This is a genomic window from Paraburkholderia sp. EG286B (genome assembly GCF_040965655.1).
In the GTDB taxonomy this organism is placed as follows: domain Bacteria; phylum Pseudomonadota; class Gammaproteobacteria; order Burkholderiales; family Burkholderiaceae; genus Paraburkholderia.
The window spans coordinates 1-12,810 of the sequence record NZ_JBFRCF010000062.1 but is presented as its reverse complement, the minus strand read 5'-3'; the positions used below and the strand labels follow the sequence as shown (position 1 = coordinate 12,810).

Here is a 12,810-nt window from a genome sequence, read left to right as displayed (position 1 = left end):
CGTCATCGCGAAGGGCGGCGCAGTGACGCTCGACGGAACCGTGGTCGATGCATCGCAGATCGACAAAGTCAGCGAGATTGCGAAAGGCGTTCCGGGCGTCACATCCGTTACCAACAAGTTGACGGTCAAAAAGCCTTTTGGCGGGCAGTAACTGGACTTGGCGGCGATCCGACAGAGCCTGATGTGATGTCGGGGCAGGAGCTTAACGCCCAATCCATTTCCATCAACCGACCGCTTCTGGGCCTGCAAAAGTGGCAGGCGCCGAACAAACCTCAAGAGCAACCGCCGGCCGACGTGATCGCGTGAATGTCCGTTGACGTTTAAAACCCGCCGTCGAGGCGGCGCTGGGTCGAACGGCGGGAGTGGGTCGAACTCGGCCAAATACATCGTGCAGAGCGCGCCCCAAGGTGGCGACTGGGACACGTCGTCGTCAATACTCATCCGGCATGAGAATCGTCGTGACCGAGCGATCAGCTTCCGTGATGATCCAGATCTTGACGTTGTCCGACACGGTGTAGCTGGACAGCAACCGCTTGCCGGTCAGCAGGGCCAGTTCATTTGCCGCAATGTCTTCGGCGGACAGCGCACCCCAGTCTCCATGAATATGCCGCGCGAGAAGCCGCAACGGATGAATGCCGGCGGCGTTAAGAGCAGCTTCGGCCGCAGGCGTGATGGCAGGCAGGCCCATCGGGAAGCGGGGCGTTGTGTGTTCGTGCATTGAACGTTCTCCGGAAAAAGAGGCGAGTACGTGCCTCCGGGTGGACCGGATGCGTGATCGCGGAAAGTGGGAAAGGGAAAGGGAAAGCCGGGTGCCCGATGCGCCCGGCTTTATGCCGTTACGGTGAGCTGGCGACGTAGGGCAACCGCCTTCGCCTGTGAGCAACCCAGGTGACGGCGGATGTCAGCGACAGTCGGTCGGACGAGCCCGGCCGCAACGTCGCGAGCGAGCTGCGACAGGTGCACGTCTGTGGGCTCGGAGGTCGATGACGACACTGGCTGGGCGTTTCGCTGGACTCGACTGTTCCTTACCCCGCTGCGACTGGGTGTCGAGATTTCGCGACTAACGGCCCCGTTGGCATGACTCATCGCGACCGTCGCGGCGACTGGATGAGGCGAGTTCGTCACATTCGCGACTGCCGTAACTGCGGGCACAGTCGCGTCAAGCGAACGGGTTACCGTTGTGGCTTCGGGCATTGCGGCACCGGTCACAAGTAACGACGACGGCCGAAGGGCGACAGCCCAGAGCAGGCAGGCTACACCCTCCAGTACGGCGGCGAACAGCGACCCGAACAGCAGGTCGATACGGGCGGCAGGTATGCCGAGTAACGCAGCAAGTCGCGACGTGACCGGATCGGCGCGTAGCGCGTCGCGACGGGCCGTAGTCCGGTCGCCCGCGACTTGCTGGCGTCGGATGTCGTCCGCTTCGGCGTTCAACGCATCGACCTTGGCGGCGAGCGCCGTGCGACGGGCTTCCAGCGTGGCGCAGTTACCGGCGCAGTAACGGGCATTGGCCGCCGCGAATTGCGCCGTCGCGGTAGCGCGTTCGGCCATGACGGTCGTGAGGCTGCGACCGGATGCAGGAGTGGGAGACGCCGGAACCGCCAGTACGCGCAGTTCCCCCGCATGCTGCTGGGCCATCACGAAGAAAACCGCATGGCCTATACACGCGGTGATCAGGCAGGCTACCCATAGAACGCTACCTATGCCGCGAACGAGGAGCGACGACTCCCGCAATAGCGCCGGTAACAGGTGCGCGCTCGTGACGAGCACCAGGCCGATGGCGACCCAGCCGACCCGCTCCGGGAGTGATCCGCCACGCTGCCAGCCTGCCAGAACGGACAGGCTGAGTGCGGTCGTCGTCGCCACGACAGCCAGAGCGAGCGCAGTGCGACGGGTCATGCTGCCTGTCCGCCGAGCCGTGCGGCTCGCTGGTCCAGCCGGGCCTTCAGACCGGACGCGACCGGGCGCGTAGTCTCGTCGCGACCGGCGTCGTGAGTGCTGCAGTCGCCGGACTCCGCTGGATAAAACTCGTCGACGACTCCGCCGCCGTCCTCGATACTCTCCTCGAATGCGCCGTTACCGAATCCGGCGTGCGCGGCAGTATCGAGCGCCTGCTGGTCGAAGCCAGCGGCCTTGCGCCGGGCATCGAGTTCGCGCGCCTCGGTAATCGCCACTTCGAGCGAACTGCCCGCGCGTACGGCGAGGTCCACGTAGTAGATCGCAGAGCGGTAGCTCTGTGTGGTGGACTTGCCGCGCAGTTTCAGTTCCAGCGGAAGGCACGCGAGCAGGTTTCCCGAGACTGCGCCGAAATAATGCAGTCGCGCGGCAAGTGTACGAATCGAGTTGTATGACGTGGTGCGGAAGATGAACGAGCCCATCTCGTCTTCGTCGCCGATCAGCACGTTCAGCCGCCCGTAGGGCTTGCACGCGCCGCCCCGGCCGAACGCACAGCCGTCCGGAGACGGGCAGGGCAGTTCCTCGATCCCGGTGTCCCCGGCGCGGCGGCAGGTCTTCCCGTCTCCGACACAGACGGGGCGTCCGGTGTCGCGATCAAAGCACGAGTACTCGGCGCGCAGGTTCAGATCGGGATCGTTGAAGAGGAAGCGCACGGGAATCGTGCGCAGCTTGCCCTGCGTGGCCTTGCGCAGCGTTTCGTTGAGCGGATGGAGCATCCATTCGCCACGCTGCTGTACCTGCGTCGTCAAGGTGAACTGGTCATCTTTCTCGGGCAAACGCTTGCCGTTTTTTTCGACAATCTTGCCGATGGCGATGCGCCCGACGACGGGCGGGGTGATCGAAAGTCCTTTCAGCATGTTGGTCCTCTGGGTAGAAAAGGGGCAGGGGAAGTCCTGGACGTACAGCTACCGTGCAAAATGTGCTTCGAGCTTGCTGTGGATCTCCTGGGCGACGCCGCACCAGGCCGTCGCGTTGAGCATGGGGTTGAGCTTTTCCTTGAGTTCGTCGGGCGGCATTGCCGCAATGTGTGCGGCGTGCAGGCTGAGGGCGTCCATCACGAACGCCTGCGCGAGCGCGCCGTATCGCGAGAAGGTCATGATGTCCGTGAGGCATTCGAGATTCGTCATGGGTACCGGATCAGGTCGATACAAGAAACCGGCGTGCCCCCGCTTTCGTGATCGCGTACCGGCTGGCAAATTCGGGGTGGTCGGAGAGCAGGCGTTTGAGATCGATGCCGGAGCCGTCCTTGCTGCGCCTGTAGGAAACGGACCCAGTTTCGAACTGCGCGCGGTCCGCTTCCCCCATGCCCTGCACAATGGTCTGCTTGAGCTGGGCTTCGATGGTCTGGCGCGTTTCGATATCGGCGCGTACAGCGACAAGATCGGCGAATGCCGACGACAGGCGACGGTCATCCGTGAAATCGACCGTGCCTCCCGCGCCGGGATACAGGCAGCGCAGCGCGCGATCCGCCGAGTCCGAACCATCGGCAGGCGGCGGCGTATCGGTTTCGACGTACCGCCAGAACGCGGCCTCGAGTTCGATGAGTCGTGCGATTAGCGCATCGTCGCGCCCGACCCGATGCACGTCCAGCTTCTGTCCGCACATCAGCACGGCCACATCCGCAGCCTGTTTGCCCGTGACGGCAAGCTGGTGCTGTACCTGGATCTGCACATATTCCGGTACCCCGTCGCGCCAGAGCCGTGCGCCGAACTCCCCCGCGGTTTTGCATTCGAGAATCGAGACCTCGCGGTTGCCGACGACTTCACGGTCGATGTTCGCGAGCATGAATGGAATTGACGGATGCCGGAGCACGGCATTGACGCGCCGCACGCGATTGCTCGTTTGTTTCGTGTAGCTCGCGGCAACGATCGGTTCGAGCAGCGCCCCCCAGTACACCGGCTCGGTCGTGTCGTCTGGATCGGGGCGGGGGAGATTGGCATCGCGCCCGGTCTTGATCAGCCACAATTCGAGTGGACTCATGTACGGCGACAGTCCCACGGCGGCAGCGGCGTCGCTCCCGCCGATCCCGGATTTCCTGACCTCCAGCCAGTCTTCGCGCGAGAGGTCCTTTGTTTCGACGAGCCGAAGAGCAGGCCGATGCCGGCCGCGATCGACTGATTCAAGCAAAGCCATTTCAAGCTCCATAAATGAGAAAGCCCGGCGCGGAGGCATTCCGGCCGGGCTGTATGACGTAGAAAACATGGTCAGGCGATCAGCTTCATCGCCTCCTCCCATGCGCGTTGCTTGATCGTTGCGCCTGCACCAAACCACGCAGCATCGCGCCGGTGGTCTTCGCTGCGCGCACGGCGCTGGTGGTCGATAAACTCGGTGATCGAGTTCACGAGTCCCCATGCCGTTCCCGACGCGGAGGCGAGCGTGGAGCCCATGCCCTGTCCTGCATACAGCGCGTGGGTGGCCTTGATGGCGCGCTCGTTGGTCGCCGTCTCGCTGCTGGTGCCACCCGCCTGATAGGTGAGTACGCGGCGCAGGAACGTTTCGGCGGCGGCATCGTTCACCTTGCAGTCGGCCAGCGCCTTCATGCGGGCCATGAATCCGTCCCAAGAGGAGATTGCGATGCCGAGCTGACGTTTGACGGCCTGCGCATCGAACTGGCTGCGGTGCGGAACCTTGACGGCACCGGCGCTTTCGCCAAGTGCGATCTGAAGCGTGTTGTTGCAGACGACGCGTACGCTCGTGAACTGCGCGGTGGTTGCCAGCGAGCCGTCGCATGCGGTCGCGAGCAGCAGGTAGCCGTTCACGGTGTCCTTGCCTTTCAGTGAGACGGACTGTCCCGTGCGGGCAAGCGCCCACAGTTTTTTGCCATCCTTGAGCACGCCCGCTGTTTCCAGCTCGAAACCGCCGACCTCCGTCAGATCTCGATAAAACTCCAGAATCTGTTTGGGTTGTACGACCTGATAGCGCGACGATACGACCGACAGCGGTGACTTAGTATCCGATCGGTAAAGCACCTTCTGCTCGGGAAACGCATGGATTGAGCCGAGGTTGGTTCCGGCGTTGCCCGACACGAACCGCACGTCGGCGGATTCGATGGCCCAGTCCATGCCGGCCTGTTTTGCCCACACTTCGATGGGTTGTTTGGGGGAAAGCTGATTGCCGAGGCCATGCCACGGCTGTTGGCCGACGTAGGCCATCGTGTTGACGAGATGCATGAAACGATCCTTGAGGTTAACGGCATAGAGCCCAGCGCACGGTCCGGGCAGATGCTTTGATAATTGGGAAAGACAGCGGAAAGCGGAAACCGCCCGATCAGGCGGAGGCGTTGGTGCGACCGAATGTGTGCTTGCAGTCGTGGCAGCGATAGTTGTCGAGCACGTGGGTATCGACGGTTTCTCCTAGCGCGACGCCAGCGGCACAGCCAGTCGTCCCCCCAATTAGAGCGCCGATGATTGCGCCGGTCAGGCCGCCGAGCGCGGCGCCGACGGGCCCGGCTAACATGCCGATCGCCGCGCCAGTTTCAGCGCTGGCCAACGTCATGGCTGCACCGCCTGCAGCACCTGCGATGGCACCGGCCGCGCCACCGATCTTCGTAGCTCGGTCGAGCGCCTCAGTTTGAGGGGAGTTACATTTAGGGCATGGAATTGTCACCACATATCTCCATAGTGAATGTCATTGAACTACGTCGTATGGCTGCGATTTCGGCCATACCGCCATGGCTTCAACGAAGTGATATGTGATTGAAATAATTTGGAGCACAGTCCAGACTGGAGCCTGGGGTGCCGGATACGAACCCAGCCCGTGCCACGGAGCGTCGGCGACATACGCCATGCTGGATACGAGATGAATTTTGTCATCCTTACTAAAATGAGTGAGGAAAACAGAAAGCGAAAATGCCTATAGCCCGAGGCGCTGTAGGCATTGAGCGAGAAGCGAAAGAGAGCGGGAGGGTGTCAGGTAGCGGACGGCTTGCTGAACGCGTGGCCGCATTCCAGGCAGACGTAGGTGCCGAGCACGCGTTCGTCGATCCGCTCTCCGACAGCGGAGCCAGCGGCACACCCGGCAGCGCCACCGAAAAGCGCGCCGAGTAGGCCTCCGGCACGGCCGCCAAGGATCGAGCCGACTGGTCCGGCGACCATGCCGAGGGCAGCGCCAGCTTCGGCACCGCCAAACGCTGCGGTGGCACTACCAGCGGCACCGGCGATCGTACCGACTGCGCCACCGACCTTGCGGGCCGTGTCGCGCGTCGTAGTGCGGAGGGAATTGCAGAGGGGACAGGAAAGCGAATGGTTCATGGATCAGCCTCAAGAGGGTTCAGGGCAAACGGAGTTGCCTAGCCATTCCGGTGTGATGCTCAATGAGGTGATATGTATTTTCAAAAAAATTGGAATCGACGCGGCGGGAAGGCAAGGGGCGTGGCGGCGACGTTGCGGAGGCGACTTATGACTCGATTTGCATCATGCGTTCGTATTCGATAAGGAATACATCATCAAAATGATAATCATGGTATCCTATCTCAAAAAGGGCCTAGTAGTCCCTTTGCCCATGCGCGTCGAGCCGAATTGAGAGGGACCATGACCGAAGCTTCAGGGGTGTCGCAAGCGCAGCGCGAGCGACTGGCATTTCTAGAACTGCGCGCCTATTTCACCGGAGAGCTCCGACGAAGCGATATCGAGTCGCGGTTTGGCGTCAAACCCGCTGCCGCTTCGCGGGACCTGAGCTATTACCGGGAGATTGCCCCTGACAATCTCGCTTACGATGCAGTGACCCGCTGTTACCGGCCAACTGACCGATTCAAGCCGGTGTATGAATTTCGCTCAGAACGAGTGCTGGCGTGGCTGCTGAACGGCTTCGGAGATGGGCTCGAACTGGGGCTAAGGCAAGCTGCACCATGCGAAGGGCCGGGGCAGCTTATACGACCAGACATGGGGATTCTTGCGACTATCACGCGGTCTCTGTGCGCCAAGCGTCCGGTCCGAATTAACTACCTGTCCCTGGCGTCCGGCGCGAAGCGCCGCGATATCATTCCGGTTGCATTAGCTGACAACGGTTTGCGCTGGCACGTCCGCTCGTTTGACCGCGAGCGCCAGCGGTTTGCTGATTTCGTGCTAACTCGCATCACTAGGGCGCAAGAGCTGGACGACACAGCAGGCGAGCATGAGCTTCTGGGGGCCGACGAGCAATGGGCGCGGATCGTCGATATGGAACTGGTGCCGCATCCAGGCGCGCGGTGGCCTAAGGCGATTGAGGCCGACTACGCCATGAGCGACGGTGTGTTACGTATCAAGACGCGTGCGGCCCTTGCGGGTTACGTGCTGCGGCGTTGGTCCATCGATTCGAGCCCGGACCATCGCATGGACCCGACATCTCACCATCTGTGGCTTCGTAATACTCCCACGCTCTACGGCGTTGAGAGTGCGGCTCTGGCGCCAGGCGCTGCTGCTGTGTCGGAAGCGAAAGGTGCTCTCGTATGAAAGACACGATCTTCATCAGCCACGCAACCCCTGAAGACAGTGCCTTCACACGCTGGCTCGGCTCGAAGCTCGAACTTGCCGGCTACAAGGTCTGGCATGACTTGGCGCGCCTGAAAGGCGGCGATATCTTCTGGGAGAAGATTGAGAGCGCGATCCGGAACGACTCGTTCAGGTTCCTCGCGGTCGTGTCGACCGTCGCGGTGGGTAAGTCGGGCGTGAAGGACGAATGGGCCGTGGCTGCCACGATCGAAAAATCGCTACCGGGGTTTGTCATCCCGCTGCGCGTCGATCACTTCGACTTCCAACTTTTCCCGATCACAATCCACCGAAAGAATGCCATCGACTTCGCCAATGGCTGGCACAAGGGCTTGGCGTCGCTGTTGGATACGTTGGAGGAAGTAAAGGTCCCCAAAGTCTCCACGCCTGATCCTGCTTTGGCGCGCCATTGGTTGGCCGAAATGAAGGAGGGGGCGATCCTTCGGACCGAGCATCCCGAGAAGCTCGACTCTACCTGGCTTCCTGTGCTATCGCTGCCGCCCTCGCTTGAGACCGCCCGTTTCTTGGGAAGCGAGCGCAAGATCAAGCTTACGCAGGAGAACGTGGTGCTGCCGTGGTTTGAGCACGAAGACCGGATTGTTGGCTTCGCCAAAGGAGCCGACCTCGTGACGTTGATGGCCAAGAGCGCCATGCTCAAAACGGCTGGGGCCATCGACACGAAAACATTCATTGAGGAAGGTTCCGTCCTTGGCGACAAGCCGGTCTCTAAATGGGAAGCGCGCAAGCGTGTCGCCCATCTGGTCCGTCAGGCGTGGGAGCTGGCGATGGAAGCTAAGGGCTTGGGGATGCACGAGCAGTCCGGTGGACGTAAGGTTTTCTATGTCACACCTGAATTGACCAAGGGCGAGCGGACTGCCTTCGTTGATGTCGATGGGCGCACTCGTAAGAAGGCGTTGCATGGGCGAAGTGAGAAGCGCAAGGCTAATTGGTCTTATGCCGTTGGCATGGTTCCGGCGTTTGATGATCCTTGGCGAATCGAGCTCCGTTCGACCATCGTCTTCACCGACGACCAAGGCAAGCCTATGGAAGCTCCCGCGAAGGCTCATCGCCTACGCATGAGTTTTTGCCGGAGCTGGTGGAACGACCGCTGGCGCGGCTTTCTTCGGGCATTCCTTACTCTGGTGGCCGACGGCCAATCGGAAATCCGCCTTCCTGTCGGCTCCGATCGCCATATCGCAATTGGTGCGACACCGATCGTCTTCACCGCCCCTGCGGGCTTGTCTGATTTGACGCCCTCAATCGATATCGACGCGGTGGAGGAACCCGACGAGGACCTGGACGACCTCGACGAGGTCGAAGAAGATGAGGCCGCCCGATGAGTTTTGACCCCACCCTAATGGAACTTGCGGAGCCCGAGCTTTTGTTCGGCTACGGGCAGCGCATGGCGCATCCCAAGGACGGTCTGCTTTTGTATGGCCCGATGGACGGTGGCAAAGGCGTCGGGAAACTGCGTATTGGCGTTGTTTCTACCGCTGACGGTCTAGCCCGCTATTCGAAGTGCGTGGACAAGATGTCCAAGCCGATCGCTCCGGCGCGACCGGACGACCCCAACCACACCTTGTTTCCGGGCTTCCAAGCCCTGTTTGGCGTGGAATGGCCGTCAAAGCCGGAGGTCTGGTTGGAAATCGACGAAGAGGAACTCGCTAAGGCAATCCGCATTTCAGATCGCCACCAAGCTATCCACAAGGCGGTTTCGCTGTATTCCGATGCGATCGCCAATCACTTGCGCGAGAGCAGTGAGTCGCCGGTCGATTTGTGGATGGCAGTAGTGCCAGAGGATGTCCACAAATACTGTCGTCCGCAGTCTATCGTCGAGAAATCCCAGCGCGAAAGCTCAGCCATTCTGATGAACAAGGCCGCGGCCACCCGCCTCCTTCGAGAACCCGGCCTCTTCGACGACGACAACAGATCGGCTGAGATTTACCTCTATGAGTTGGACTTCCACAACCAGCTCAAGGCCCGTCTGTTGGAACACAAGGCAGCCGTCCAGGTTGTCCGTGAAACGACCCTAACTCCCGACGAGTTCCGTAAGGAGAACGGGATGCCGTTGCGCGGGCTGCAAGACCCGGCGACGCTGGCGTGGAATTTAGCGACAACTTGCTACTTCAAAGCAGGTGGCAAGCCTTGGCAGCTTGGCGCGTCACGGCCAGGTGTGTGTTACGTCGGTATCGTGTTCAAGAAAGATTTGTCGTCGGCTGAGCCTGGCAACGCATGCTGTGGCGCACAGATGTTCCTCGATTCGGGCGACGGCGTGGTGTTCCGCGGAGCAGTCGGTCCTTGGATCACGTCGACTGACCATGAATTCCATCTCCCCAAGGAGAAGGCGAAAGCCCTCATGTCGCTGGTGGTGGAGGCCTATCGCAAGAGCCATGGCGGCGACGCGCCCAAGGAGCTATTCATCCACGGCAAGACTCGCTTCTCCGACGAGGAGTGGGCTGGCTTCAAGGAGACGGTACCCGAAGAGACCAATGTCGTGTGCGTGCGCATCCGCGAGGACTCCGGCATGAAGCTGTACCGGCACGGCACCATGAACGTCCCGCGCGGGCTTGGCTGGGTGAAGTCACCGTGGAAGGCATTCCTGTGGACCAAGGGGTTCGTGCCGCGATTGCAGACCTACGCCGGGCGCGAGGTGCCCAACCCCTTGTCGATTGAAATCAGCAAGGGCGTGGCCGACATCAAGCAGGTCATGGCGGATGTCTTGGCGCTTACCAAGCTGAACTACAACGGGTGCATCTATGGTGATGGGGTTCCGGTAACGCTGCGCTTTGCCGACTCAGTCGGGGAAATACTTACGGCGGCACCTAGAAAGGGTGAATTGCCGCCATTGCCATTCCGCTACTACATCTGATCGGTTGAGCTATGCGCAAGAGAACGGCCTAAAGCCCGACACCGAGCTGGAAAAGCCGAAGAAAAAATGAAATGGACGCCCGCAGTCAACGGGCTTCCGAAATCAACATGGGCTGCTGCCCGGAGAAGAACTGAAAAGAATGGATCACTCAGTACATAACAAGATCGTAAGCTTCATCTGGTCAATCGCTGATGATTGCCTCAGGGATGTTTTCGTGCGCGGCAAGTACCGCGATGTCATCCTGCCGATGTTCGTCCTGCGTCGTCTGGACTGCCTGCTGGAGCCCACGAAGGAAGCGGTGCTCGAAGAGGTCCGCTTCCAGCGTGAAGATGCGGAAATGGCCGACCTTGATCCCCACGGCCTGCGCGAGGCATCGGGTTACGTGTTCTACAACACTTCTCGCTTCACCCTGAAGTCGCTGCTGGGCAACCCCTCGCAGCTGGAAGCTAACTTGAAGAACTACCTCGATGGCTTCTCGGACAACGTGAAGGAAATCGTCGAGAAGTTCGACCTGCGCAACCAGATTCGCAAGATGGCGCAGTCGGACGTGCTCCATGACGTGATCGAGAAATTCGTTTCCGACGAAATCAATCTCAGCCCCAACGACCGCAGAGGCAAGGATGGGCGTACCCAGCCTGGGCTGTCCAACCTGGGCATGGGTTACGTCTTCGAAGAATTGATCCGTAAGTTTAACGAAGAGAACAACGAAGAGGCCGGTGAGCACTTCACGCCCCGTGAAGTGATCAAGCTCATGACCAATCTGGTCTTCATCCCGGTCAAAGATCACCTGCCCAATCCGCTAACCATCTACGATCCGGCCTGCGGCAGCGGTGGCATGTTAACCGAGTCACAGGACTTCATCACTGATCCGGAAGGGGAGATTAGGGCCAAGGTGGGCGTGTTTCTCTACGGCAAGGAAGTGAACCCGGAGACCTACGCTATCTGTAAGTCCGACATGATGATCAAGGGCAACGACCCTGAAAACATCAAGTTCGGCTCGACACTGGCGACTGACGATTTTTCCGGCACGCGCTTCGACTTCATGTTGACGAACCCGCCCTACGGCAAGAGCTGGAAGAGCGACCAGAAGAGCATCATTGACGGTAAGGACGTGATTGACCATCGTTTCCAAGTCAATCTGCCCGACTACATCGGGGAAGAGTTCGACTTCTATCCGGCGATTCCTCGTTCTTCTGACGGCCAACTCCTGTTCATGATGGAGATGGTCAACAAGATGAAGCGACGCAGTGACAGCCCGATGGGCTCGCGCATCGCTTCCGTCCACAACGGTTCAGCCCTGTTCACCGGGGATGCTGGTAGCGGGGAGAGCAACATCCGCCGCCACATCATCGAGAGCGATTACCTCGAAGCCATTATCCAACTGCCGAACAACTTGTTCTACAACACCGGCATCACCACTTACGTCTGTGTCCTGTCCAACAACAAGGCGGAGAAACGCAAGGGTAAGGTGCAGCTGATTGACGCCAGTAACCTTTACGAGAAGCTGCGCAAGAACCTAGGCGAGAAGAACTGCGAGTTCACCGACGACCACATCCACCAAATTACCCAGCTGTACTTGGACATGCCGAATGGCGGTATTTCCAAGGTCTTCAACAACCGCGATTTCGGCTACTACAAGGTCACGATAGAACGCCCCCTGCGACTCGCTGCGCAATTCGGCCCCGAGCGCATTGCGACGCTGCGCTTCACACCGGGCATGCAGGACATCATGGAATGGGTGTACGGCAAGTACGGCGACGAGGTTTATACCAACCTGAAGTCACATACCGAAGCCATCGAAACCCACCTTGAACGCGAAGAGATCGCCCTTTCGCCCAAGAACCGCAAAGAACTGCTGTCCGAGGCCATATGGCGCGAGCAACGCGACATCATGCAGGCTGCGCAGCAACTGGCAGAGAAGATCGGCGCTGGCGAGTTTCTCAACTTCAACCGCTTTGAATGCATCGTCGATGAAGCACTCAAGGTGCTGGGCCTGAAGCTGGCAGCACCTGCCCGCAAGCAAATCCTCAACGCGGTCAGCTGGCGTGACGAACGGGCCGAAAAAGTCATCAAGAAGGTCCACAAGCTCAACGCCGCCAAGCGGGGCGATCTACTGTTCCAGCTAGGGACGACCAACGACAAGCTGGGCGACTATGGCTACATGGCGACACCAACTGGGGAGTACATCGAGTACGAACCCGACAGCGAGCTGCGCGACACTGAAAACGTGCCATTGGCGCTCGACACCAGCCTGTCCGCGTCCAGCGTGATTCACGCCTACTTCATTCGCGAAGTGCGTCCGCATGTGGACGACGCCTGGATCGCCATCGACAAGACGGTGATCGGCTACGAGATCAGCTTCAACAAGTATTTCTACCAGCACAAGTCGCTGCTGTCGATGGCGGTCTAAATCCGCGCAAATCTGGCGGCGTCACATAGAGGCGGCGTGACGCGAGAGCAAAAAAGAACTCGCGGAAATGACCAACGCATCGTGACCGGGGCTTGTTGATGCAGGGCACG

The 12,810-nt window shown here is 60.1% G+C and carries 13 protein-coding genes; 6 read left to right on the top strand and 7 right to left on the bottom strand.

The features are described 5' to 3' along the window. Nucleotides 1-151 (top strand): BON domain-containing protein (locus tag AB4Y42_RS42820; protein ID WP_368697731.1); only part of this gene is annotated, 151 nt, incomplete at its 5' end. Between the two features lie 279 nt (nt 152-430). On the opposite strand, the gene AB4Y42_RS42815 is transcribed toward AB4Y42_RS42820, so the two are convergent. The 7 genes from AB4Y42_RS42815 to AB4Y42_RS42785 form a co-directional block, all read right to left on the bottom strand. Next, on the bottom strand, nt 431-718 hold the full coding sequence (locus tag AB4Y42_RS42815) for a hypothetical protein (RefSeq protein ID WP_368697729.1): 288 nt from the start codon (nt 716-718) through the stop codon (nt 431-433). A gap of 110 nt (nt 719-828) precedes the next feature. Next, complete coding sequence (locus AB4Y42_RS42810; protein ID WP_368697728.1) at nt 829-1,899, bottom strand: hypothetical protein; 1,071 nt, start codon at nt 1,897-1,899, stop codon at nt 829-831. Then, a complete protein-coding gene (locus AB4Y42_RS42805) occupies nt 1,896-2,813 on the bottom strand; it encodes a phage capsid protein (RefSeq protein WP_368697727.1) in 918 nt (305 codons plus the stop codon). Before AB4Y42_RS42805 ends, AB4Y42_RS42810 begins: the two co-directional genes overlap by 4 nt. A 48-nt stretch (nt 2,814-2,861) precedes the next feature. Further along, nucleotides 2,862-3,083 carry a hypothetical protein gene (locus AB4Y42_RS42800; protein WP_368697726.1) on the bottom strand — a complete coding sequence of 74 codons (222 nt, stop codon included), beginning with the start codon at nt 3,081-3,083 and terminating at the stop codon, nt 2,862-2,864. 10 nt (nt 3,084-3,093) lie between these two features. Then, on the bottom strand, nt 3,094-4,089 hold the full coding sequence (locus AB4Y42_RS42795; protein ID WP_368697730.1) for a YqaJ viral recombinase family protein: 996 nt from the start codon (nt 4,087-4,089) through the stop codon (nt 3,094-3,096). A gap of 71 nt (nt 4,090-4,160) precedes the next feature. Continuing rightward, complete coding sequence (locus tag AB4Y42_RS42790; protein WP_368697725.1) at nt 4,161-5,126, bottom strand: DUF932 domain-containing protein; 966 nt, start codon at nt 5,124-5,126, stop codon at nt 4,161-4,163. A gap of 97 nt (nt 5,127-5,223) precedes the next feature. Then, complete coding sequence (locus AB4Y42_RS42785; RefSeq protein ID WP_368697724.1) at nt 5,224-5,451, bottom strand: hypothetical protein; 228 nt, start codon at nt 5,449-5,451, stop codon at nt 5,224-5,226. A gap of 410 nt (nt 5,452-5,861) precedes the next feature. On the opposite strand from AB4Y42_RS42785, the gene AB4Y42_RS42780 reads away from it, so the two are divergent. From AB4Y42_RS42780 to AB4Y42_RS42760, 5 genes are all read left to right on the top strand, one after another. Further along, the gene (locus tag AB4Y42_RS42780) at nt 5,862-6,002 is read left to right on the top strand and encodes a hypothetical protein (RefSeq protein WP_368697723.1); all 141 of its coding nucleotides are present in this window, start codon (nt 5,862-5,864) and stop codon (nt 6,000-6,002) included. Nucleotides 6,003-6,485: 483 nt separating this feature from the next. Continuing rightward, nucleotides 6,486-7,385, top strand: a complete 900-nt coding sequence (locus AB4Y42_RS42775; RefSeq protein ID WP_368697722.1) for a WYL domain-containing protein — start codon at nt 6,486-6,488, stop codon at nt 7,383-7,385. Then, a complete protein-coding gene (locus tag AB4Y42_RS42770; RefSeq protein WP_368697721.1) occupies nt 7,382-8,761 on the top strand; it encodes a toll/interleukin-1 receptor domain-containing protein in 1,380 nt (459 codons plus the stop codon). Before AB4Y42_RS42775 ends, AB4Y42_RS42770 begins: the two co-directional genes overlap by 4 nt. After that, on the top strand, nt 8,758-10,290 hold the full coding sequence (locus AB4Y42_RS42765; RefSeq protein ID WP_368697720.1) for a hypothetical protein: 1,533 nt from the start codon (nt 8,758-8,760) through the stop codon (nt 10,288-10,290). Before AB4Y42_RS42770 ends, AB4Y42_RS42765 begins: the two co-directional genes overlap by 4 nt. A 139-nt stretch (nt 10,291-10,429) precedes the next feature. After that, nucleotides 10,430-12,700 (top strand): N-6 DNA methylase, encoded by a 2,271-nt coding sequence (locus AB4Y42_RS42760; RefSeq protein WP_368697719.1) that lies wholly within the window; start codon nt 10,430-10,432, stop codon nt 12,698-12,700. Nucleotides 12,701-12,810: the final 110 nt, after the last annotated feature.

Coding starts and splice junctions, on each gene's coding strand:
- AB4Y42_RS42815 (WP_368697729.1), bottom strand. CDS start 718: ATGCACGAACACACAACGCCCCGCTTCCCGATGGGCCTGCCTGCCATC.
- AB4Y42_RS42810 (WP_368697728.1), bottom strand. CDS start 1,899: ATGACCCGTCGCACTGCGCTCGCTCTGGCTGTCGTGGCGACGACGACC.
- AB4Y42_RS42805 (WP_368697727.1), bottom strand. CDS start 2,813: ATGCTGAAAGGACTTTCGATCACCCCGCCCGTCGTCGGGCGCATCGCC.
- AB4Y42_RS42800 (WP_368697726.1), bottom strand. CDS start 3,083: ATGACGAATCTCGAATGCCTCACGGACATCATGACCTTCTCGCGATAC.
- AB4Y42_RS42795 (WP_368697730.1), bottom strand. CDS start 4,089: ATGGCTTTGCTTGAATCAGTCGATCGCGGCCGGCATCGGCCTGCTCTT.
- AB4Y42_RS42790 (WP_368697725.1), bottom strand. CDS start 5,126: ATGCATCTCGTCAACACGATGGCCTACGTCGGCCAACAGCCGTGGCAT.
- AB4Y42_RS42785 (WP_368697724.1), bottom strand. CDS start 5,451: ATGACGTTGGCCAGCGCTGAAACTGGCGCGGCGATCGGCATGTTAGCC.
- AB4Y42_RS42775 (WP_368697722.1), top strand. CDS start 6,486: ATGACCGAAGCTTCAGGGGTGTCGCAAGCGCAGCGCGAGCGACTGGCA.
- AB4Y42_RS42770 (WP_368697721.1), top strand. CDS start 7,382: ATGAAAGACACGATCTTCATCAGCCACGCAACCCCTGAAGACAGTGCC.
- AB4Y42_RS42765 (WP_368697720.1), top strand. CDS start 8,758: ATGAGTTTTGACCCCACCCTAATGGAACTTGCGGAGCCCGAGCTTTTG.
- AB4Y42_RS42760 (WP_368697719.1), top strand. CDS start 10,430: ATGGATCACTCAGTACATAACAAGATCGTAAGCTTCATCTGGTCAATC.